20 protein-coding genes and 1 pseudogene are annotated in these 22,491 nt (G+C 37.9%); 10 read left to right on the top strand and 11 right to left on the bottom strand.

Annotation, left to right across the window (positions count from 1 at the left end; translation table 11 throughout):
- Positions 1-24 precede the first annotated feature (24 nt).
- The 4 genes from IPH66_06620 to IPH66_06605 form a co-directional block, all read right to left on the bottom strand.
- The gene (locus IPH66_06620) at positions 25-870 is read right to left on the bottom strand and encodes an acetyl-CoA carboxylase carboxyltransferase subunit beta (GenBank protein MBK7129023.1); all 846 of its coding nucleotides are present in this window, start codon (positions 868-870) and stop codon (positions 25-27) included.
- An 11-nt stretch (positions 871-881) separates the two neighbouring features.
- Complete coding sequence (locus IPH66_06615; protein ID MBK7129022.1) at positions 882-1,946, bottom strand: class I fructose-bisphosphate aldolase; 1,065 nt, start codon at positions 1,944-1,946, stop codon at positions 882-884.
- A 75-nt stretch (positions 1,947-2,021) separates the two neighbouring features.
- The gene (locus IPH66_06610) at positions 2,022-2,726 is read right to left on the bottom strand and encodes a (d)CMP kinase (GenBank protein MBK7129021.1); all 705 of its coding nucleotides are present in this window, start codon (positions 2,724-2,726) and stop codon (positions 2,022-2,024) included.
- A 9-nt stretch (positions 2,727-2,735) separates the two neighbouring features.
- A complete protein-coding gene (locus tag IPH66_06605) occupies positions 2,736-3,941 on the bottom strand; it encodes a sensor histidine kinase (GenBank protein MBK7129020.1) in 1,206 nt (401 codons plus the stop codon).
- 236 nt (positions 3,942-4,177) lie between these two features.
- On the opposite strand from IPH66_06605, the gene IPH66_06600 reads away from it, so the two are divergent.
- The gene (locus IPH66_06600; protein ID MBK7129019.1) at positions 4,178-4,969 is read left to right on the top strand and encodes an SDR family oxidoreductase; all 792 of its coding nucleotides are present in this window, start codon (positions 4,178-4,180) and stop codon (positions 4,967-4,969) included.
- Between the two features lie 10 nt (positions 4,970-4,979).
- A complete protein-coding gene (locus IPH66_06595; GenBank protein MBK7129018.1) occupies positions 4,980-6,740 on the top strand; it encodes a hypothetical protein in 1,761 nt (586 codons plus the stop codon).
- Between the two features lie 6 nt (positions 6,741-6,746).
- Here IPH66_06595 and IPH66_06590 read toward each other — a convergent pair whose 3' ends face one another.
- On the bottom strand, positions 6,747-7,250 hold the full coding sequence (locus tag IPH66_06590; protein MBK7129017.1) for a DUF1573 domain-containing protein: 504 nt from the start codon (positions 7,248-7,250) through the stop codon (positions 6,747-6,749).
- Positions 7,251-7,310: 60 nt separating this feature from the next.
- Positions 7,311-8,933 carry a S41 family peptidase gene (locus tag IPH66_06585; GenBank protein MBK7129016.1) on the bottom strand — a complete coding sequence of 541 codons (1,623 nt, stop codon included), beginning with the start codon at positions 8,931-8,933 and terminating at the stop codon, positions 7,311-7,313.
- 58 nt (positions 8,934-8,991) lie between these two features.
- Between IPH66_06585 and IPH66_06580 the strand changes: the two genes are divergently transcribed.
- Together IPH66_06580 and IPH66_06575 are read left to right on the top strand one after the other, a co-directional pair.
- Positions 8,992-9,753, top strand: a complete 762-nt coding sequence (locus tag IPH66_06580; protein MBK7129015.1) for a L,D-transpeptidase family protein — start codon at positions 8,992-8,994, stop codon at positions 9,751-9,753.
- Positions 9,754-9,884: 131 nt separating this feature from the next.
- On the top strand, positions 9,885-12,068 hold the full coding sequence (locus IPH66_06575) for an OmpA family protein (GenBank protein MBK7129014.1): 2,184 nt from the start codon (positions 9,885-9,887) through the stop codon (positions 12,066-12,068).
- 944 nt (positions 12,069-13,012) lie between these two features.
- On the opposite strand, the gene IPH66_06570 is transcribed toward IPH66_06575, so the two are convergent.
- The 3 genes from IPH66_06570 to IPH66_06560 are packed head-to-tail and all read right to left on the bottom strand — an operon-like array spanning position 13,013 to position 15,914.
- On the bottom strand, positions 13,013-13,942 hold the full coding sequence (locus IPH66_06570) for a CPBP family intramembrane metalloprotease (GenBank protein MBK7129013.1): 930 nt from the start codon (positions 13,940-13,942) through the stop codon (positions 13,013-13,015).
- Complete coding sequence (locus IPH66_06565; protein MBK7129012.1) at positions 13,943-15,124, bottom strand: ABC transporter permease; 1,182 nt, start codon at positions 15,122-15,124, stop codon at positions 13,943-13,945.
- A gap of 28 nt (positions 15,125-15,152) precedes the next feature.
- Positions 15,153-15,914: an ATP-binding cassette domain-containing protein gene (locus IPH66_06560; protein MBK7129011.1), complete on the bottom strand. Its 762-nt coding sequence runs from the start codon at positions 15,912-15,914 to the stop codon at positions 15,153-15,155.
- A 115-nt stretch (positions 15,915-16,029) separates the two neighbouring features.
- Between IPH66_06560 and IPH66_06555 the strand changes: the two genes are divergently transcribed.
- The 6 genes and pseudogenes from IPH66_06555 to IPH66_06530 all read left to right on the top strand — a co-directional run bounded on the left by IPH66_06555 (position 16,030) and on the right by IPH66_06530 (position 20,293).
- A complete protein-coding gene (locus IPH66_06555) occupies positions 16,030-16,473 on the top strand; it encodes a hypothetical protein (protein MBK7129010.1) in 444 nt (147 codons plus the stop codon).
- A pseudogene (locus tag IPH66_06550) lies at positions 16,466-17,054 on the top strand (Crp/Fnr family transcriptional regulator). The gene IPH66_06555 and the pseudogene IPH66_06550 overlap by 8 nt, the downstream one beginning before the upstream one ends.
- A gap of 465 nt (positions 17,055-17,519) precedes the next feature.
- The gene (locus IPH66_06545) at positions 17,520-18,245 is read left to right on the top strand and encodes a pirin family protein (protein ID MBK7129009.1); all 726 of its coding nucleotides are present in this window, start codon (positions 17,520-17,522) and stop codon (positions 18,243-18,245) included.
- 26 nt (positions 18,246-18,271) lie between these two features.
- Positions 18,272-18,817 (top strand): polyisoprenoid-binding protein, encoded by a 546-nt coding sequence (locus tag IPH66_06540; protein MBK7129008.1) that lies wholly within the window; start codon positions 18,272-18,274, stop codon positions 18,815-18,817.
- Between the two features lie 107 nt (positions 18,818-18,924).
- Entirely contained in the window at positions 18,925-19,509 is a 585-nt protein-coding gene (locus IPH66_06535) for a nitroreductase family protein (GenBank protein MBK7129007.1), read from the top strand.
- Between the two features lie 214 nt (positions 19,510-19,723).
- A complete protein-coding gene (locus tag IPH66_06530; protein MBK7129006.1) occupies positions 19,724-20,293 on the top strand; it encodes an RDD family protein in 570 nt (189 codons plus the stop codon).
- Positions 20,294-20,603: 310 nt separating this feature from the next.
- Here the strand turns inward: IPH66_06530 and IPH66_06525 are convergent, their stop codons facing one another.
- A complete protein-coding gene (locus IPH66_06525) occupies positions 20,604-20,879 on the bottom strand; it encodes a hypothetical protein (GenBank protein ID MBK7129005.1) in 276 nt (91 codons plus the stop codon).
- 155 nt (positions 20,880-21,034) lie between these two features.
- A complete protein-coding gene (locus tag IPH66_06520) occupies positions 21,035-22,162 on the bottom strand; it encodes a hypothetical protein (GenBank protein MBK7129004.1) in 1,128 nt (375 codons plus the stop codon).
- Between the last annotated feature and the right edge of the window lie 329 nt (positions 22,163-22,491).

The raw sequence follows: 22,491 nt of genomic DNA, 5'->3' as shown, positions 1-22,491 counted from the left end.
CTGATAATTAATACATGAAAATAATTAGTTTTTGAACTGTTCAACCAATGCAGAAATCTTGTTTTTCAAGTCCTTACGTTCAACAATCAAATCTAAAAACCCGTGTTCAAGTAGAAACTCAGCCGTTTGAAAACCTTCAGGCAAATCACGACCGATAGTTTCTTTCACTACTCGTGGTCCGGCAAACCCTATGAGAGCATTAGGTTCAGAAATATGGATATCACCCAACATGGCGAACGAAGCCGTAACACCACCGGTAGTTGGATCAGTCATGAGAGAAAAATAAGGCAAGCCTGCATCAGCGAGTTGAGTCAATTTTGCAGATGTTTTAGCCATTTGCATTAATGACAATCCTGCCTCCATCATACGAGCACCACCAGATTTGGAAATGATAATCAAAGGACATTTTAATTCAATTGCTTTATCAACGGCGCGCGCAATTTTTTCACCAACAACGCTCCCCATAGAACCACCAATGAATTTGAAATCCATGCCTGCAATCACCACTTCGTTTTTATTCATCTTTCCATGTCCGCAACGAATGGCGTCATCCAAACCAGTTTTAGAACGTTCTCCTTTAATGCGATCAGTATACTTTTTTGTATCTTCAAATTCCAAGGGGTCACCGGCGAAAATTCCCTTTGCAAATTCAGTGAACTTTCCGTTATCGAAAAGAATATTGAAGTATTCCAGTGATCCAATGCGATCATGATGTCCGCAGGTTTTGCAAACAAACAATTCTTTCTCATGTTCATCAGTAGAAACCACTGATTTACATTTAGGACATTTATACCATAAACCTTCAGGAGTTTCTTTCTTTTCAGCTGTTGATGTAACGATCCCTTCTTTCTTTCTTGTAAACCAACCCATAAAATAATGTTTTAAGCTATAGTCACGGATGCATCAAGATACACATCCTGAATTGCGTTTAATAATATTACCCCTTCTTTCATGTCTTTTTGGAAAGCTTTTCTTCCCGAAATCAAACCATGACCACCTGCGCGTTTATTAATTACAGCTGTTTTCACCGCCTCTTGTAAATCTGATACTCCACTGCCGGTTGATGCACCACCTGAATTTATGAGGCCATTGCGTCCCATATAGCAATTTGCTACCTGATATCTGCACAAATCAATTGGATTATCGGTAGTGAGTTCAGAATAAACTTTTGCATGTGTTTTACCAAAGTTTACAGCGGTATATCCTCCATTGTTCTCCGGTAATTTTTGTTTGATGATATCAGCTTGAATAGTAACTCCCAAGTGATTTGCCTGCGCAGTAATATCTGTTGCAACATGATAATCTACCCCATCTTTTTTGAATGCGTTGTTGCGCAAATAGCACCACAAGATAGTTGCCATGCCTAATTCATGTGCACGTTCAAATGCACGCGCAACTTCTACAATTTGTCTTGTTGATTCAGGTGAGCCAAAATAAATGGTGGCTCCAACTGCTGCTGCACCTAAGTTCCAGGCTTCATCAACACTGCCAAATTCAATCTGGTCAAATTTATTTGGATAAGACAAAAACTCGTTGTGATTAATTTTTACGATGAACGGAATTTTGTGCGCATACTTACGTGAGCATGATGCCAACACTCCAAACGTTGAGGCTACACCATTACATCCACCTTCAATGGCAAGCTTTACAATATTTTCAGGATCAAAATAAACCGGATTGGGTGCAAACGATGCGCCGGCAGAATGCTCAATTCCCTGATCAACCGGTAAAATAGAAACATAACCTGTACCTGCAAGACGCCCATGATTATAAATGGCTTCAAGATTTCTCAAAACCTGAGGACTACGATTGGTTTGGGCAAAACAGCGATCAACAAAATCAGCCCCCGGCAGGTGAATGAGATTTTTTGAAATGGTTTTACATTCATGATTGAGCAATGCTTCTCCATCTTTGCCCAGAATTTCAATTACTTTGCTTGTAGCCATGGAATCTTTAAAATTAAATCAGGGGACAAAATTAATAAAACTTTCGATTTCAAACGGCAGGCATTGCCACACCATTCACTGAGTGAGTTTTGATTTTTCAGCTTTCTCTCTGATAATTGACAAGGCCAGCGCAAGTTGTTCTTCACGCGTAAGTTCAGAGTTATCAATTTCAATGGCATCACCTGCTTTTTTTAAAGGACTGATTTCCCTGTTCATATCAAGATAATCACGTTGTGAAAGACTCTTTTTCACCTCATCAAAACTTATGTGTTCACCTTTGTCTTGCAATTCAATGAGCCTGCGTTGCGCACGCACTTCATTGGATGCCGTCATAAATAATTTTACATCAGCATTTGGAAAAACAACGGTTCCAATATCTCTGCCATCCATTACCACATTGCCCTTGCGCCCAAGGTATTGTTGTAACTGCACCATTTTTGTACGTACCTCTGCAATGGCGCTTATTGGACTTACCTGTCTTGAAATGAGTGAAGAACGGATATCTTTTTCAACATTCTCACCATTCAAATAGGTTTCAGATTTACTTAACGTCTTATTGTATTTAAAATCTATTTCAGTTTTTTCCAATTCGGCAAGAATCTGATTTTTAATATAAGCGCCGTCTTTGAGCAGACCTTTATTGATTAAGTGAAGCGTGAATGCGCGATACATGGCTCCGCTGTCTACATATATAAAGTTGAGGGCATTGGCAATTTCTTTAGCCAGCGTACTTTTTCCGCATGATGAGTAACCGTCTATGGCAATGGTTAAATGATTCACATGATAAAATTATAAATTATCAGGCAAAGTGAATTCATATTTTGTTCCGTTTCCACTTAGCCGAGTGTATTTACCATCAAGTTGCTCAGTGAGAGTTTCAATCAACTCAAGTCCAAATGAATTTTGTTTCTGTTTTTCTTTCCAGGTTCCGTCATCTTCATACATAATGACTACTTGGCCATTCTGCTTCTCAATATGAATGTGAATTGACCCATATGATCTGCCTGTAAAAGCGTGCTTCAATGAATTAGACACCATTTCATTAAAAAGCAATGCCAGCGGTACTAATGATTTATTGGTTACATGTTCAAGATTAGAATAAATTTTAGTTTGTAGCGGAATATCAACTGCATAAGAATCTACCAAATCAGCAAGCAGTGATTTCAAGTATTCTTCCAAATTAATTTTTGCAAGATCTTTAGACTGATACATTTTTTCATGAATCAATGCCATGGCTACAACTCGGTTAGTTGAATCTTTGAACATTTCAATAGTTTGAAAATCTTTGGCGTCACGAGATTGCAACCTGAGCAAACTGGTAATTACTTGCAAATTATTTTTTACGCGGTGGTGAATCTCTCTCAGCATGACTGTTTTTTCCTGATTCTGGTTAGCTACTTCTTCATTCCTGCGCTGCAAATCTGCATTAGCCTTTTTGAAATTATTCTCAGCGTATTGCGTGGTAGATAAAAATTGAAAAATCATGAAAGCCATGCAAGAACCGCAAATGAGTACGTCAATTGATTTTGAAATTAATTCAGTATCCTGCAAGTGATTAATCATTGATAAGCTATAATTCAGAAAAAAAAGAATAAAAACAATTACAGCCGTAAGATTAACAATCAAAATGATATTGCCCCAAAATTTGCCAAGGGTAAAATACGTAAACAGTATAAGCACCATCATCCAAAAAGAGTCCACGTAATGAAAAATTTGCGGATATCCCAACAAAATTCCTGAACAAAAAGTTGTTCCAATCAATGAAAATATAAAGGCGCTCAATCTATAATTTCTGCTTTTATAAAGTACAAAGAGGATAATGCCGTTGAGCGCCCAAGCAATGATGGCAGGAATAGCCACTGTGTCTCCGGTAATCAACAAAGTAGTCCATAAAAATGGCAACATGATAAACAGAAGCAAGGTAATTCGCCACACCAATTTATACCGGGCAGAATCATAATAATTGTCAAAATGGGCATCAGGTATCCACTTCATGTATTCACGAATATAATAATATCAGGCTGACAAGCACTGACAACCTTGTTTAATATTTTGTTACGTTGACAAATAAAATTTAAACCTATTGGAAATGAATTTGTTTGAGATTTCAATAAAACTGAATCATCCACATTAATTAAAATGAAAGTGAAAATCAAGCATTAAAAAGTGGCACTTCACAGTTAGCATTCTCCACAACAAATAAAAATCTTTACTTTCGTGCTTTAATGTATATGTCTTTTAAAGATAAAATTGTCTGGATAACCGGAGCCTCATCAGGCATTGGAGAACAAACGGCTAAGCAACTGAATGCTGATGGAGCCTTTGTGATTTTGTCATCACGCAATCAGAAAAATCTTGAAGAAGTAAAATCATCGCTCACCTATCCTGAAAAATCAGACATTTTTTTACTTGATCTTGAACATTCAGAAAATTTTGATCAGCTTGCAAAAAATGTGATTGAAAAGCATAAACGCATTGATATGTTGATCAACAACGGAGGCCTTAGTCAACGTGGCATTGCAGGTGAAACTGCCATGAACATTGACCGGCGAATCATGGAAATAAATTATTTTGGAAACATAGCCATTACCAAAGCGGTTTTGCCTTACATGCGCAATCAGCAAGACGGACACATAGTAGTAATATCAAGTATTGCGGGTAAGTTTGGTTTCTTTTTGCGTTCAGCCTATTCGGCCAGTAAACACGCACTGCAAGGTTTTTATGAAAGTCTCTTGCTTGAAGAGGAGAAAAATAATATTCGTGTAACCTTGGTTTACCCCGGAAAAATCAACACCAATATTTCTAAATCAGCACTCAATGCTGAAGGTAATGCTCACGGCGTAATGGATCATAATCAAGAAACCGGAATGAGTGCTGATGTATGTGTGCGTAAGATGTTGGGTGCTGTTTCAAAAAATAAAAAAGCCGTTCTCATTGGTAATAAAGAAATTCTTGCAGTCCATATCAAAAGATTCTGGCCTTGGTTATTCTGGAAAATTATTCGCAAACAAAAGGCAACATAATTTATTCTTCATGCCAGATTCCAGATTTTTTTTTTCCTCAACTCAGCAAGAGGCTAGCAGACAAATACAGCAATTGAGCAGACAATTGCAAATTTTTGGGGCGCTCAGATTATTGTCTTTTTTATTTGCCGTATTGATATGGTTCACTCAATTAAGCGTGTTTATACAACTTGGAATTTCTAGTGTTAGCACATTTATTTTTTTCTGGATGATTGTGCGCTACAATTCAATCAGAGTGAACAGAAAAAGCTATCAAATCAGGTTACAAATTGCCTTGCATGAACTCAAAGCGCTAGACGGCGACTTCAGCATGTTTTATGACGGTAAAAAATATCTTGATTCACACCATGCTTTTGCATTAGATCTTGACGTGTTTGGTGCACAATGTATTTTTCAGGCAATCAACCGCACCCATGCATCATTTGGTGAAAAAATTCTGGCTGATAAACTTTTGAGTAATGATGTCAAAAACTTGAATGAAAAACAAAAAATAATTCAAGAATTGGCGGCAGACCCTGAATGGATGATACAATTCAGAACCCTATTGGCTCAATCTGAAAATGCAGACAGCGAAGAAATCAAACACAAAGTGCAGCATTTTAAACCACTCATTCGTTCAGCATTTAGTTATTTGCCCACCATTTTTTCAATTATTTCAGTTGTTCACATTGCACTCTGTGCTTTTGAAATATTGCCATGGAACAGTATCTGGATTACCTTTCTAACCGGACTTGCAATTAGTGCTCAATTTTTAAAACGCGGCAATATTATCAATAAAAATACCACCGCCATTTCAAATGCCATTGGACCAATCAGTCAATTAATTCAATTGATTTCAGAGACAGACAGATCGCAACCAGAGCTACAAAAAAACAAAAAATCAGCAGATGAAACATGGAGTGAAATTAAAAAGCTATCTCGCATATTGCAGGGATTTGATCAACGTAACAACATATTAGTAGCCATTTTTACCAATGGATTTTTTCTGCGTGATTTACACTTTAGTCTGGCTGCGCAAAATTGGTTATCTGCCCACGCATCAAAAATTTTATTAGCCATTGATATTATTAGTGAAACAGACTGTTTAGTTTCATACAGCAATTTTGCTTTCACACATGCTGGCTATACCTATCCCACCAAATCAGATAAACAAGAAACATTGGTGTGTGCTAAACAAATAGCACACCCCTTAATGAATAAACAAAATTTAGTTCGGAATGATTTTGAAATAAATAAGTCGTCATTTTTTATTGTTACCGGGGCCAATATGGCGGGCAAGAGTACTTTTTTGCGAACCGCCGGAACGTCTATTGTGCTTGCCAATTGTGGGCTACCCGTAAATGCAGCTGAATTTAATTACAGCCCGGTGAAAGTTTTTTCAAGTATGCGAACAGCTGATTCTTTAGTGAATGATGAATCTTATTTTTTTGCTGAACTCAAGCGCCTGAAATTTATTATTGACCAATTAGAAAAAGAATCTTGTTTCATTATATTGGATGAAATTTTGAAAGGCACTAACAGTAAAGATAAAGAAGAAGGTTCAGCCCGAATACTTGCACGCCTCGCAAAATCAGGTGCGTCGGGCTTACTAGCAACTCATGATCTCACGGTGTGCACACTTGAAAATGAATACCAAAACATTCACAACTACTGTTTCAATGCGTACATTGAACAAGACAATTTGCGCTTTGATTATCTTTTGAAAAAAGGAATTGCAGAAGGAAAAAACGCCACATTCTTACTTAAAAAAATGGGCATCACAGAAGAGTAATTGACATTACATTCCCTTCATGACATTGGCAGATATTTCTAAATATGATTCAGCCGGAACAGTATTGGCAACTACGGTGATTGTTTTAGAAACCGGTTGTCCAACCTGACCTTCTTTAGGTCTGAAAATCACATCTAACTCTCCAATTTGTCCAGGTGCAATGGGCTCATCAGGTTTATTAGGCACGGTGCATCCACATGAGGCAGTTGCCTCTTTTATCACTAAGGGAACATTGCCGGTATTTTTAAATTTAAACGTGTGCATGTTTTCACTTGGATAAAAAACTTTTCCAAAATCAAATTTGGTTTCCAGAAATTCTATCGTGGTAATTTCACCATCAGTTTCAGCTGAATTTTGATTATTGTTTTGTTCATTATTTTGTGGGTTAGTGGTTTCAACAACTGAACTTTGATCTCCGCTGTTCACTTCAACATTTGTTGTGGGTTCATCTGTTTGTCCTGCGCAAGCCGCAAGCACTATAAGGGGCAAATAAAAAACTGTTTTTTTCATATCTAATCGTGAGTATTTCTGTTTTTCTCTATTTTTCTTATACCGGTTTATTTCGCAAAATTAAAAATCAAGCCCAAGTTCTTCAATTTTCTTTCCTTCAATTAATTCAAGCCCTTTGATGAAAGCTTCATTTTCTTGGATATTATATATTTCATAGAATTTTGCAAAGTCCCACAAATTAGATGCAATGCGGGCAGAAATTAGCGTATGAATAAGTTTTTTAGATGTCTGATAATCTTTTTCAGAATAGGTAATTCCTTCAGCTTTTACCATTTCCCAAAAAGCAGGCATCGCTTCTTTTTCAACGTTAAAATTTGTTTTATAGATTTCAAAACTTGGATAATTTTTCTGAAGCTTTTCTCTGTTTTTGTCTACAAAATCAAATGCAAACGTATTGATCGTTCCTTTTCTACTAATTTCACGATACATGGTAGACATTTCCATCGTGTCAATCGGAACAAAAATATCAGGCATTACACCACCACCGCCAAACACTTTGCGTTTTAGTTTGAGGGTATAATATTCTAATGAATCAGGGAATTTAATACTGTCTTCATGCATTAATTCACCACTCAGGTAGCGATTTAAATCAGCCTGAAAATAAGCATCTACACCATCGTCATACGGAGACTGAATAAATCTGCCTGATGGAGTATAATAACGTGCAATGGTAATTCTTACTTCAGATCCATCACTTAATTTATAAGGTCGTTGCACCAGACCTTTGCCAAAAGTTCTGCGACCAACAATAAGCCCGCGGTCCCAGTCTTGAATAGCGCCTGCAACAATTTCTGATGCTGAAGCAGAATTTTCATTCACTAAAACTACAAGCTTACCTTTTTCAAACAAGCCGTCTTTTTGATCAAAATAATATTGACCATTATTGTCTTTGTTATCCGCATACATATCTTGTCTTGGTTGAGCGCGACCTTCAGAATAGACAATCAATTTATCATCTTTCAAAAACATATCTACCATGTATTTTGCTACATGCAATAAACCACCGGGATTTTCTTGTAAATCCAGAATGAGATTTTTCATTCCCCTTTCTTTAAGAAATACTAAAGCATCTCTAAACTCTTCCATGGTAGTGCGAGCAAAATTGGTTACCTTGATATAGCCCGTTTTATCAGTCACCATATAGTAGCTTGCCACGCTGAAAAGCGGAATTTTATCTCGGCGCACGTCAAAACTGATGAGATCATTTTCACCTCTGCGTTTAATACCAAGCACAACAAGCGATCCTTTTTCACCCATTAGACGTTCACGTACACCAGCATTTTCTAAACCAACTCCGGCAATATTTTCACCATCAATTACCACAATTTTATCACCGGCTTTTACACCTACTTTTTCACATGGACCACCTTCAATGATGTTTACCACGGTAAGCGTATCATCTATGATATCAAAACGGATACCTACTCCAACAAAACTTCCGTCTATTTTTTCATTTGCACTTTGTACTTCTTCTTTTGAAATCAAATAACTATGCGGGTCTAACTCTTTCAGCATGGCAATGATACCGGCATCTGTGATGGCTGCTCCATCAAAATCATCAACGTAATACATTTTAAGATAATTGAAAACTTCTTCAAATTTTTGAGTAGTTTCTTTTTCTGTGTATTGTGAAAATACCGGAACAGCAATGATCCAGGTTAGAATAAAAACAATCCGCTTCATATCCATCATTGTTACTTTATTTATTAGTTGGTATTATTATTGTTAAACTCTTTTGTATATGCCAAATTCAGCAGGGACGAATTTACTAATAAAATACGCGTTGTTATCTTATTTTTTGTTAACAGGCGTCAATAACTATGCCGGATTTTTAGATGACCAACTAGCCTATTCACGTGTAAAAACCGCCTATGACGAAAAGTATACCGGTATTTGTGCTGAGCTTGATTCAACGGGACTTTCACGAACAGATTTTCAACTCATGATCAAAGCTTACAAATATGAGCAAGAGTTGGTTGTGTATGTCAAAAATAAGCAAGATAGTATTTGGACATTCATGAAAAAATATGGCTTTTGTTCCTTCAGCGGTGATTTGGGACCCAAAGTTCAACAGGGAGATATGCAAATTCCGGAAGGGTATTATCACTTGAATCATTTTAATCCATACAGTAATTTTTTTCTTTCACTTGGGGTGTCTTACCCTAATCTGGCTGATAAAAGAAAACGCCCAGCAGCAGACAAAGGAGGGGCTATCTACATTCATGGAAATTGTGTAACCATTGGCTGTATTCCTATCACAGATGATTGGATTAAAGAACTATACCTATTGGCGGTGTTGGCCAAAGACAACGGACAAACAGAAATTGGTATTCACATTTTTCCTTTTATGCTCACTGAAAATAATTTAAAAACAGGTACAGATGCTTATCCCGAATTTACTGATTTTTGGACCAATCTGTTCCAAACTGAAAAACACTTCAACGCTATGCTGGTGCAGAAAAAAATTGGCATTTCTGAATCAGGTGATTACTATTTGAAGTAACTGCTAATCTGCGTTTTCAATTCTATTCAAATAACAAAAACTTGTTATCTCTTTAACAGGGCTGATGATTATTATGCTTTAGTCCTTGAAAAAATTCTATATTCGGCAATTAAATCCAAAAGAACCCGGACATGAAACCCAGAATTCTTATTGCCGTGCTTTTTGCTTTCTGTGCTCAGTTAACGTTAAATGCGCAAATCAATATCAATGCGCATCTTGTCAACGCAGATAAACAGAGACAGGTCAGTGAATTTTCAAAATCATTGAAACTGTATAAAGAAGTGCTTGCAGTTGACCCAAAAAACATTCGCGCTTTGGATGCCGTGTCAGATATCTATTTGTACGATTACCAACTGTATGATTCAGCACTCATATATCTGGAGCGCAGAATAGCAGTAAATACGCCTGATACAAATTACCTGGTTTACTATAAATATGCTGAATGTTTGCGCATGCATGAAAGACATAAAGAGGCCTTGAAATATTACACCTTTTACAAACAGCACATCACAAAAAAAACAAAGGTAAATGATCAGATTTTGCAATATATGAGTGTTCAAATAGCTTGGTGTCAAAATGCACTAAACAACAATGAAAATATCTATGAGCCATTTTATGTAACTAACATGGATTATTTCATCAACTCTATTGAAAGAGAATATACACCGGTTTATTTTGAAGATGATAATTTATTGCTTTACAATGCGCGTTACAAAGATTTTGATGGCGAGTTGATGTCAGAAGACAACCAGTATTTTGAGAACATTTATTATTTTGACTTGAATGAAAGTGTTGCTTCAACCTTCAATCCTGAAATTGATCAAAAGCATCACGTTGCTGTGGTGAGCAGAACTTACGGTGGCGATACTGTTTTAGTATGTTATAAAAACACACTTTGGATTGCCTCATTTGGTGCTGATCGTTTGCGCAGCTTGATCAGTTTACCTGTGCCACTGAATGGTTACTTTTTTCAACCACACGGATCTTTTTCCGGTGATAATCGCACCTTTGTTTTTAGTGCCAAAGCTGAAAATGATAATCTTGATTTGTATGTGAGTTATTTCAATGGCTCATCATGGTCAGTGCCTGAACCGCTAAGTTACCGCATCAATACAGGCTTTGATGAAGATGGGGCATTTTTAAGCAGAGATGGAAAAACAATCTGGTTCTCATCCAAAGGTCATAACTCATCAGGCGGTTATGATTTGTTTGTTTCTTACCTGGTAGATGGTGAATGGACTATTCCCGTTAACATGGGATACCCTATGAATTCAGCGGGAGATGATATTTATATTGCGTGGAATGAAGACATGCGCACCGGCTATTTTTCATCAAACCGCGTGGGTGGTTTTGGTGGATTAGATATTTATGCCTTTGGACTTGTTAGAAAAACAATCAACGGCTTTGCGCACGATAAAGAAGGAAACCTGCTGGCCGGCGTAAATGTTGAAATTAAGAATTCAGTAAACGGAGAAAAAGTTTATGTAACAACCGACGATTTGGGGCAATTTACTTTGCTTGTTGAACCTGATCAGCAGTTTGAAATTACCGGCACTAAAGAAAAATATTTTGATGGCAAAACATCAGTTGAGACAGTTGGTGAAGAAGGCATTTTTAATGTTAACGTGATTTTAGAAAAAGATCCCGGAATTTCACTTTATCTGCTTGTGAAAGATAAAACAACCGGAGCACCTATTGACAGTGTAAAAATTACGATAACAGATAATATGACCGGTCTGACAGATTCAACCATGACATCACTTACCGGAGATTATCTACGTCCACTGCCTGATAAAAAACTGAATGAACGCGGCACCTACAATTTCACGATTACCAAAAAAGGATATCTGTCAAAAACAATAACCTACAATGTACTTTTTGATAAAGAAGGAAAGTACAATGTGCATGAATTCATGGACATTGATTTGGAGCAAGCTCAAGTTGGACAAGATCTTTCAAAAATTATAGAATTGAAACCTATTTATTTTGATTCAGGAAAATGGAATATCAGACCAGATGCCGCACTTGAATTAGATAAAATTGTCAAAGTGATGAATGATAATCCAACTATGATTGTTGAATTAGGTTCACATACTGATTCACGCGGCAATGCAAAATCAAACCAGACCTTGTCAGACAAACGCGCAAAATCTTCAGCAGATTACATCAAAGCACGCATCACCAACCCTGAACGAATCAAAGGCGTTGGCTATGGTGAAACAAAACTTGTCAATGAATGCGGCGATGGCGTAACGTGTGATGACACCAAGCACCAGGAAAATCGTCGTACGGAGTTTATTATTATTTCGTTTTGAGGGATTTCCTCTCTCCGCTTTCCTCTCTCCGCTTTCCTCTCTCCAAAGGAAAGAGGAAGTGACGTGACTTCAAACTTTTCGGAAACAATTGCGCCCTGGCTTTCCCCCTCTGGAGGGGGATTAAGGGGGAGGAAAGGAAGTGACGTGACTTCGCGCTCTTTCTAAACAATTGTGTTTTTTTCCTCTCTCCTCTTTCCTCTCTCCAAAGGAAAGAGGAAGTGACGCAACTTCGAACTCTTTCTAAACAATTGCGCCCTGGCTTTCCCCCTCTGGAGGGGGATCAAGGGGGAGGAAAGGAAGTGACGTTAATGCACGCTCTTTCTAAACAATTGTGTTTTTTTCCTCTCTCCTCTTTCCTCTCTCCACAAGAGAGAGGAAGTAACGTTACTTCGCACTTTGCGGAAACAATTGCGCCCTGGCTTTCCCCCTCTGGAGGGGGATTAAGGGGGAGGAAAGGAAGTGACGTGACTTCGCACTCTTTCTAAACAATTGTGTTTTTTTCCTCTCTCCACTTTCCTCTCTCCAAAGGAAAGAGGAAGTGACGTGACTTCAAACTTTTCGGAAACAATTGCGCCCTAGCTTTCCCCCTCTGGAGGGGGATTAAGGGGGAGGAAAGGAAGTGACGTTACTTCACACTTTGCGGAAACAATTGCGCCCTGGCTTTCCCCCTCTGGAGGGGGATTAAGGGGGAGGAAAGGAAGTGACGTGACTTCGCACTCTTTCTAAACAATTGTGTTTTTTTCCTCTCTCCGCTTTCCTCTCTCCAAAGGAAAGAGGAAGTGACGTTACTTCACACTTTGCGGAAACAATTGCGATGTGGCATCCTCTCCTTTGGAGAGGACCGAGGAGAGGAAAAGAACTGACGCTAATGCACACTTTTCAATACCCCACGCACTATGCCCTTTGTCCTATACCCTAAGCCCTAAGGCCTAAAAGCTCACGCATCAACCTTGCAAATAGGCAAAATACTCCATTCCCCATGCGACACCGAGATGCGCTACCAATCCACCAAAAATATTGCGTGATTGATAAGCGAGAATTCCAAGAATATATCCGCCAAAAATAGAACTGATTGCTTCGCCCGCGGGTTTGCCAAAGTGTAAAAATGCGTACACAACCACCATGGGTATTAAGGCATCTTTTCCAACAAATCTCGACAATGCAACAACTAAAAATCCTCTGAAAAAAAGTTCTACCGAAATAAAATCAAACCCATACGTGAACTCATATAAACCCGCTGTTATCCATTGCTCAGTATTCAGAAATCTATATTCAAAATGATCATTATAGGTAGGATATGTTTCTAAAAAATCAGGTCTGAACGATGCAAGATACATCAGAGGAATCATGAACAGAATCAACCAGAAATAAGGCAGTACTTTTGCTCCGTTGAGACGCATTCCGTATAATTCAGGTTTAAAATGTTTTACCCCAAAATATAAAATGTATAATGGAATAATCACGGTAATGAAACTGGATAAATTACTCAACAGCGATTTCATCCAATCTTGCACGTAAGGGTTTACGGGCAAAAATGTGTCAGCAAATTTCATCAAATAATAACTACTGTCCAAGCTGAGAAACGCAATTCCAATTAAACCAAAAAGCAAATATTTGCGATTAAACAACGGGCGCTTTTCTTTTTTGAAATAAGATACAATTGCCGTTGCTGCCAGAAAAGCAAATGCATAAAAGCAGAATAAAAAAACTACACTAATTGGTTTTTTGTAGTAATGTTCAGTCACCCGGTCGTAAAAATCCCAATAATAATTCGCTGAAATAGACAAAGCCAAAAATAGTGCAGCCCAAAGATGCGGAGCCCAATGAAAGCCTGCCTTGAAATAAGTTCTGAGATAATTAACAAACGTGAGCATTTACCTGAGAATGGAAGTTTCTTTACCAAACTGTCTGAGTGCAATCAACAATGAAATAGCAGCAAGCACAATCAACGTTACAAATGTAATTGCCAAGAGAACGCCATCTGCATTACCTGCAATGATTGCTTTGCAAGCAAGCACCACGTTGACAATTGGTATAAAAGCTGTTGTATAATCCAATTCAACACCAGGAAAAAAGCCGGCCATGGCAGGTAAAACCATCACAATATTTAATGGAGTTAAAATGCTTTGCGCTTCTTTGAATGAGCGCGCATAAACAGAAATTGGAATCATCACACCGGCAAAGAAAAACGCGAGAGGAACCAGCAAAACATAAAGTGTTCCTATGAGGGTGGGACTGAGTATTTGATTGATTGCAGCCATTAGTTCACCATCAGCTTCAAGCATATTGAGACTGATGAACAAACCGGCAAGTGCAACACTGGCAGACATTAACCCAAAACACACTACTACAATAAATTTTCCCAATAGAATTTGAGAACGATTTACCGGTGAAGTGAGCAGCGTTTCAATAGTTCCTCTCTCCTTCTCACCTGCAAATAAATCAATTGCCGGCAACATGCAGCCCATGAAAAGAAATGCCATAAAAATATACGGTAAAATTCCGCCGGCGTATTTACCTAAAATCTCTTCTAATGTTGACAAATTTGACATTCTTCGTGAGGTAGGTTCAACATATTCATAAGGCTTACCAATTTGCTGCATGCGTTGCGCAGTGAGCACAGAATCTTCACGATTCAATACCTCTTTAAATCTATCATAATCTTCACCATCTGCAGCTCGATAAAACAAAACATATTTCGCCTGCAAGCCAGAATCATAATCTGCGTTAAATGTTGGCGTGTAGTAAATACCCATGTCGGTAGAATCTGAAATTATTGACGCCATTAAAGTATTTGTATCTGCAAACTCAACAAAAGTATAATTGGGTGTCTGCCGCATTCTATCAATGCCTTCAACTGATTGACCATTCAAAATATACCCAATGGTCAATTCTTTCTCAGCCTGTTTTTGTGATTGCGAACTTTGTACACGCGTGACAATATTCATGATGAGCGGGAACACCAATAAAGGAATAAGAATCATTCTGATCAATGTTCTGCGATCACGAAGAATGTCAAGAAATTCTTTCTTTGCTATGAGAATTATTTTTTTCATAAACTTTTTTTTTCAACCCTGAAAACAACTACGCTTCATGCACCTTACTTATAAACTCAGCAGTCAGAGATTCTGATTTCATTTGCGCTCTGAACTCAGCCATGGTACTATTGTACACAAGTTTTCCTTTGGTGATAATAGCTAAATCATCACAAAGCAAATCAACCTCTGACATAATGTGTGATGAAAATATGACCGTTTTATTTTGCTCTTTACAATTTCTGATCAAGGTGATAATATTCTCTGCCGTGATTACATCAAGACCGGAGGTGGGCTCATCAAATACCACCACTTCAGGATCATGAATCATAGTTCTGGTGATTGATACTTTTTGTTTCATACCGGTAGAAAGCTGACCAATGCGTTTTGATTTGAAATCATGCATATTCAACAAATCATAATAGTGCTGTCTTCTTTTCTCAAAATCAGATTTTGAAACATCATTGAGATCAGCAAAATATTTCAACAATTCATCCGGAGTCAATCTCTCATATAGTCCGGTAGAACCGGTGAGAAAACCTATTTTTTTTCTTGCCTCATTTGGATTTCTCAAGGCATCAACTCCACATATGATAATTGAACCACGAGTAGGTAATATCATGGTAGAGATCATACGTAGCGTGGTAGTTTTTCCTGCGCCATTAGGACCGAGTAATGAATAAATTCTGCCCGGAGAGCAAGCAAATGAAACATCATTTACTGCCCGATAAACGGTGTCTGATGTTCCGTTTTCACGCATTTGTTTTTTTGTCAAGGTAAATTCCTTGCACAAGCCTTCAACCTGAATCATAAAGTAGCATTTTGCGATTTCAAAGCTAGCGAAAAACAATTTGTATTCACAAAAGTATTATCCGGCGCAAGACAGAAGTGAGCGGAGTTTTTTATCTTTATACAAAAAAATATCCATGCAAAGTCAAGTCAGAATGCTGAGAATACTTCATCTTGCTATTGTGGCGAGTCAAATTATTTTTGTTGGAGTTGTTGTTGGTTTATCAGATGTCTTTGAATTGAAATTTAATTTTGAAGAAGATATACTGGTCATTATCATCCCTGTATTTATGCTGATTTTTATTGTTATTGCCAACTTAATCTTCAGAAAATTGCTTGAAATGGCAAGGCTTGAACAAGATAACAATTCTAAATTTGCAAAGTATCGGGCAGCATCTATTGTGCGATTTGCATTGATGGAGGCACCTACCCTATTGTCCTGTGTTCTATTTTTTATGAGTGATAATTTACTTTACATACTTTGCGCCGGATTGATGATTATTATTCAACTCTTCTTCCACCCTACAAAAGAACGAATAGCAGCAGATCTTGTAATGGATATGCATATATTAAATGACTGATCAATATACCGGCATAGATAAAAATGTAAACCGCAGTGTACAATTTACACGTGCCGAATTGGAAATTTTTCATCAACTTCTACAATATAAAAAAGTAGGGAAAAAACAGTTTCTACTTCAGCCCAATGAGGTGTGTAATTTTGAAGCATACATCATTAAAGGCTGCACACGAACTTATTTTATTGACGAACATGGTGGAGAAGTTATTCTGCAATTTGGAATTGAAGATTGGTGGCTGGGTGATCCAACAAGTTTTCATGATCAGCAGCCAAGCCAACTTTTTATTGAAACTATTGAAGAAACAGAACTCTACTATTTCACACCGGAGACAAAAGAAAATCTGCTATTTAAAGTTCCAAAATTTGAACGCGCTCTTTCGTTTATTGATACAGCGAAATTTATCTGCAACGCAAAAAAGACTTTTTAAATCTATCTCAAAACCGGCAGAAGAAAGATATCTTGAATTCATAGAAAAATATCCATCTATTCCGCAACGGGTACCGCAGCATCAAATTGCCTCATATCTTGGAATTTCACCGGAGTTTCTAAGCAAAATCAGAAGGCGGATGATGGGGAAATAGGTAATTGCGTTTTTTTCCTCACTCCTCTTTCCTCTCTCCAAAGGAAAGAGGAAGTGACGTTACTTCGAACTCTTTCTAAACAATTGCGTTCTGGCTTTCCCCCTCGTTGAGGGGGATTAAGGGGGAGGAAAGGAAGTAACATGAGTCCAAACTTTTCGGAAACAATTGCGTTCTGGCTTTCCCCCTCGCTGAGGGGGATGAAGGGGGAGGAAAGGAAGTAACATGAGTCCAAACTTTTCGGAAACAATTGTGTTTTTTTCCTCTCTCCTCTTTCCTCTCTCCGAAAGAGAGAGGAAGTGGCGTTACTTCGCACTTTTGCAAAACCCTTGAGTCCCGGCTTTCCCCCTCACTGAGGGGGATTAAGGGGGAGGAAAAGGTAGTACCCCCATTTCTTAATCTAGTTCAATGTTTTCTGTTTTGAACTGTCTCAACTTTGTGATGTCAAATTATTAAGAGGGATTCACTATGTCAAATTATATTTTGCATCGCGCTGATTCACGAGGACACGCTAACCATGGCTGGTTGAATGCCTGGCACTCATTTAGTTTTTCAGGTTATTATAATCCTGAACGAATGCATTTTGGTGTGCTCAGGGTTTTGAATGATGATACCATTGACCCGGGTATGGGATTTGGAATGCATCCACATGATAATATGGAGATAATCACTATTCCGCTCAAAGGGTCACTGCAGCATAAAGACAGCATGGGCAACGGAACTATTATTTCCGCGGGTGAAATTCAAGTGATGAGTGCCGGGCTGGGAATTCTCCACAGTGAGATGAACCCTGATCATGAAAACCCTGTCAATCTTTTACAAATTTGGGTTTTCCCTGACAAACAAGATGTGCAGCCCAGATATCAACAGATAAAACTTGAACAAGCAGATCGTAAAAATAAATTGAAAGAGATCTTATCTCCCGTGCCTCAAGACAATGCAGTATGGATTCACCAACAAGCATGGTTTTATCTTGGAAATTTTGATGCATCAAAAAAAATTTTGTATCCACCAAAAAAAAATGATCATGGCGTTTATGTATTTATTATTTCAGGATCATTTGAAGTAAACGGACATGTGCTTAAAACACGCGATGGACTGGGTATTTGGAACACTGAAGAAATCGTCATTCAATCATTGCAGCCTGAGTCAGAAATTCTTCTGATGGATGTGCCGCTAACTATAAATAAATAATAAAATAAAAATCAAAAACTAAATTTATGAGTACACAAACAGCAACAAAAACAGTATGGGCATTAGATCCTACACACAGCGAAATTGGCTTCAAAGTAAAACACATGATGTTTACCAACGTGAGCGGTTCATTTGGAAAATTTGATATCAAAGCTGAAACAAACGGAGATGATTTTACTAATTCTACCGTACATTTCACGGCAGAGGTTGATTCAATTTCAACAGGAAATACTGACAGAGATAATCACCTCAAAAGTGGAGATTTTTTTAATGCAGGTCAACACCCAAACATTGAATTCAAAGCAACTCAATACACCAAAGGTGGAAACACAGATACACTTACCGGTGACCTCACCATTGCAGGAGTTACCAAATCAATTAGCCTAAGTGTTGAACCCGGAGGCATTGCAAAAGATCCATGGGGAAATATCAAAACCGGTTTCAGCATCAGCGGAAAAATAAACAGAAAAGATTTTGGACTTACCTGGAATGCAGCACTAGAAACAGGAGGTGTTTTAGTGAGTGATGAGGTGAAAATTAATTGTGAAATTCAATTGGTAAAACAATCCTGATTCAGATCTGTTAACTTTGTGCACAGCCTGATTTAATATTGTGAAGTAATTTAATTTTGCAAGACACGGTATAAAGTCAGGCTGTGTTCAATTTAAAAAATTCAAGCATGAGTGAAATAAAAAAAGCATCAACCCGGTATCCTGTATTAGACATCATACGCAACAGATGGAGCGCCAGAAGTTTTTCAGAAAAGGAAATCAGTGAAGACACGATGCGCACCTTAATTGAAGCAGCAAGCTGGTCGTTCAGTGCCAATAATGAACAACCGTGGAGATATTCAGTTGCTTATCGCGGTACACCCTTGTTTGATCAATTTTTTGAATTGCTTTCAGGAGGAAACAAACCCTGGTGTAAAAATGCCGGTGCACTGGTCTTATCTCTTGGAAAAAAATCATACACTTCAAATTCTCAACCCAACACAGCCATGTTGCATGATGTAGGTTCTGCTAATATGCTGTTAACACTACAAGCAAATGCTATGGGAATTTACACCCATGTTTTAGGTGGATTTGATGCAGCAAAATGTGTTGAAACTTTTAATTTTGGTGATGATCATGTGCCGGTGTATATGATTGCATTGGGTTATCTTGATGAATTTGAAAAATTAGAAGAGCCATACCGCACGCGTGAAATCACACCACGCATTCGCAAATCTATTGATGAGATAATTGTGAGTGCTGTAAAAAAATAATTTCTTGATTTCAATACACAGTACTTTCATTTGCTTTGTCTGAAATAAAATTTCATTGTCCACCTGTGTTTGGATTTTTTTATAATTTAGTGGCAACCCAAAGCTTGTGCAATTCACAGCCGGTTGAACGTGTGATGATACAATCACGTTGAATAATCAACCCGTTTTTTTTTGCATTAGGTTTTGATTTTTAAAGATTTAAAACCACTAATACATGAAAATTTCTGAATTAAAAGAGAAAAAAATGAGCACGCGTGAAATAAAGGATGCTTCAGGTCAACGCATAAGAACACAGGTAGAAGTTGAGGTACCGAGAAAAATAAAAACCATTTCAGGCTGGCCTCGTTTTGGTCATTATCTTGTTGATTTTGTCATTCTCATTGGCATTTCATTACTCTTAACTTATATTGGTCTGCTCAATCCTGCCCGTAACTATTTTGGTTCACGTGGAGGAATGAATTTCAGATACGCCTTTGATTTCAGTGGTTACATAATCACGTTTGTGTACTACGCCATTTCAGAAGCCACCATGGGACGCACCATTGGAAAAATGGTAACAAATTCATACGTAATTGATGAGTACGCAAAAAAACCTGAAGTAGGAACCATCCTGTTGCGCTCCATTTCACGCATTGTTCCCTTTGAAGCATTTTCATGTTTAGGAGAACGCGGCTGGCACGACCAATGGTCAAAAACTTACGTAGTATCAAAAACAGAATGGGACTCACTCAGAAGAGAACTTGAAAAAGACCAGTTTTCAATCAGTGATGATATTTTGGATTGATATGCAAAATATTCTGAACAGTGAAAAAGTGTAACCGACCTTAAAACTTATTGAAGCATTTGCTTAATAAAGTATCAGATTTTTTCCATTGAAGTGAATTTGGTACAGGTTGTAAAAATAGGTCCAGTAATTCATTGACGGTCTACGTAAGGCACAAGCTTGACGCTCGCACTAGCGGGGACAGCACACTTATAAAGGTCGAATGAAACTAGATTAACCCCTCACGCAACATTTCACCAGTATTTATTAAAGCTTACGGCATTTTTTGGTTTTTTCAGATAGTGCAAGGTAGGGAATCCTTTTTTGTTAATCAATGTATCGTATCTCTGTTCTTATAATCATTTGAGTTTATCGCTTGATCATATCCAAGTTCTGCTGATTTATACAAAAAAGGTAAAGTGAACGATTGCATTGAAGAATCATGCCAAGGAACACCTGCTTTTTCCATGGCTTCACTCGTGAACAAATACACATCGTAGTATGCTTCGGCATTTTGATGTTTCAATGCCATCACCAAAGAATAGAAAATAACTGATTCTGGCTCTTTGAAAAAAAGTGGAATCTTGAACTTTTCGTAGGCTTTCACATTTCCATCTACAGTTATTTCTCTTTTTTCATGATATCCTAATTTTTGACACGATTTAAATTGGGTAGTATTGTTTTCCGTACAATCACAATCGGAGCAACTATGTAAAAAACAGTTTATTAAAAAAAAAATTGATGAAAAATGTCTTACTTGTTTCATGGTGTCGGAGGAGATGGTGATGTGGTTGTATTATCAGGTCCAGAAGTAGATGTCACGCTGTAAGGAGTAACAAAATTTGTGTTATTTGTGTTTTCAGTTGAAATCCATCCAGTAGTTCCATCAGGAGTAAAAAACTCCATATATCCCCCTTGGACGTTGCCTGTAAGTTGGAAAGTTTCTCCTTCTAATAATTGACCTTTTTGATACGGCCCATTACCAATCCCACCACTCCAATTTAAACCTTCGGAATTAGTTACGGTGTAGGTTACACGATTCTCCGCGCTCATGGTTTCAAGTCTCCAGCTTGATGTTGGAGTCCATGTTGAAGCATAAGCACCTACTAATACTCCATCTTTATATACCAACCAGCTTCCGGGCACTGTTTCTGCCCCTTCTTCATAGCTGCAACCATTTGGATCATTACAGTCGACCATTTTACTCGGTGCACCCCGATTGCTTGTACTAACGCCGACGATTGGTGAATCCGATGCAATTACAATTCCACCACCCAGTGGTCCGCTTCCATCAACATCAACTGAAAAATCTTGCGCAATTGATGACCAAACTTGACCGTTGGCATCAAGGTATTCTTTTCCTGCTAAACAACTGTAAAGGACGAAAACGGGATACTCATTTTGTTTTTGTAATTCACTTGCATTGGTTGCACCAATTGCTGCATGTATACCGTCCAGGTAGCCATTAGGGTTTGATACTTTAGAGTGGATATCATTATTGGTTGCGTCATCAATAGCCACTCCTGGGGTTACGTAGCCTCTGTTGGCTGAATGCATTCCTATTACAGTTAAATAGAATGGTGCATTTATGTTGCCGCTTAAATTACACGTTTGTACCTCTAGCCCTTCCAATTCTATTCCATCAATCACTCTATTTTCTGAAAATGCATAAACACTGTTCCAAGGAAACGACCCCGCCAACGGATCAACCGCAAAAAACCTCCCCACTCTTGGGTCATGCATGCGGTATGTGTAATTGATTGAATTTCCCTCGCCTTTTATCTCGTCATCGCTTTCTTGGCCTTGGAAGGAGTAGCGATAACCACTGAGTAACGATTTTTCAATATTTCCAAGGCCTGCCGACATTTTGTTTTTTCTTTCGATAGGCAATTTATGAAAATTTAATCAATCACCGAATTTTTAATCGCATCATTTATATGTTTCGGAAAAGTTTTGCATCGCTTGGTGGGTATGCATTTTTTGATAATTGAGTGCCAGAAAAAAATAAACCAGGGCACATACCTGCAACACTGCAACACTTAAAAAGGTGCCGTGCAACACTGAAAAACTGCAACACTTAGCTCCAAGCCACGCAGGACTAAGGCGGAAGTGTTGCAGTGTTTTTTGACAGTATTGTTAATAATACCATTAGCTATTATAGAATAGTCTGATATTAACAAGTAAATTGTCAATATCTTTTCTTGAACTATATTAGACTA

Source organism: Crocinitomicaceae bacterium, assembly GCA_016708105.1.
Classification (GTDB): Bacteria; Bacteroidota; Bacteroidia; order Flavobacteriales_D; family Crocinitomicaceae; genus JADJGJ01.
Note: the sequence above shows the minus strand (reverse complement) of the source record. Positions and strands in the feature narration are given on the sequence as shown.

What these genes read in the sequence shown, in the direction of transcription:
- IPH66_06620 (MBK7129023.1), bottom strand. Translation starts at nt 870, where the DNA reads ATGGGTTGGTTTACAAGAAAGAAAGAAGGGATCGTTACATCAACAGCT.
- IPH66_06615 (MBK7129022.1), bottom strand. Translation starts at nt 1,946, where the DNA reads ATGGCTACAAGCAAAGTAATTGAAATTCTGGGCAAAGATGGAGAAGCA.
- IPH66_06605 (MBK7129020.1), bottom strand. Translation starts at nt 3,941, where the DNA reads ATGAAGTGGATACCTGATGCCCATTTTGACAATTATTATGATTCTGCC.
- IPH66_06600 (MBK7129019.1), top strand. Translation starts at nt 4,178, where the DNA reads ATGTCTTTTAAAGATAAAATTGTCTGGATAACCGGAGCCTCATCAGGC.
- IPH66_06595 (MBK7129018.1), top strand. Translation starts at nt 4,980, where the DNA reads ATGCCAGATTCCAGATTTTTTTTTTCCTCAACTCAGCAAGAGGCTAGC.
- IPH66_06590 (MBK7129017.1), bottom strand. Translation starts at nt 7,250, where the DNA reads ATGAAAAAAACAGTTTTTTATTTGCCCCTTATAGTGCTTGCGGCTTGC.
- IPH66_06585 (MBK7129016.1), bottom strand. Translation starts at nt 8,933, where the DNA reads ATGAAGCGGATTGTTTTTATTCTAACCTGGATCATTGCTGTTCCGGTA.
- IPH66_06580 (MBK7129015.1), top strand. Translation starts at nt 8,992, where the DNA reads ATGCCAAATTCAGCAGGGACGAATTTACTAATAAAATACGCGTTGTTA.
- IPH66_06575 (MBK7129014.1), top strand. Translation starts at nt 9,885, where the DNA reads ATGAAACCCAGAATTCTTATTGCCGTGCTTTTTGCTTTCTGTGCTCAG.
- IPH66_06570 (MBK7129013.1), bottom strand. Translation starts at nt 13,942, where the DNA reads ATGCTCACGTTTGTTAATTATCTCAGAACTTATTTCAAGGCAGGCTTT.
- IPH66_06565 (MBK7129012.1), bottom strand. Translation starts at nt 15,124, where the DNA reads ATGAAAAAAATAATTCTCATAGCAAAGAAAGAATTTCTTGACATTCTT.
- IPH66_06560 (MBK7129011.1), bottom strand. Translation starts at nt 15,914, where the DNA reads ATGATTCAGGTTGAAGGCTTGTGCAAGGAATTTACCTTGACAAAAAAA.
- IPH66_06555 (MBK7129010.1), top strand. Translation starts at nt 16,030, where the DNA reads ATGCAAAGTCAAGTCAGAATGCTGAGAATACTTCATCTTGCTATTGTG.
- IPH66_06545 (MBK7129009.1), top strand. Translation starts at nt 17,520, where the DNA reads ATGTCAAATTATATTTTGCATCGCGCTGATTCACGAGGACACGCTAAC.
- IPH66_06540 (MBK7129008.1), top strand. Translation starts at nt 18,272, where the DNA reads ATGAGTACACAAACAGCAACAAAAACAGTATGGGCATTAGATCCTACA.
- IPH66_06535 (MBK7129007.1), top strand. Translation starts at nt 18,925, where the DNA reads ATGAGTGAAATAAAAAAAGCATCAACCCGGTATCCTGTATTAGACATC.
- IPH66_06530 (MBK7129006.1), top strand. Translation starts at nt 19,724, where the DNA reads ATGAAAATTTCTGAATTAAAAGAGAAAAAAATGAGCACGCGTGAAATA.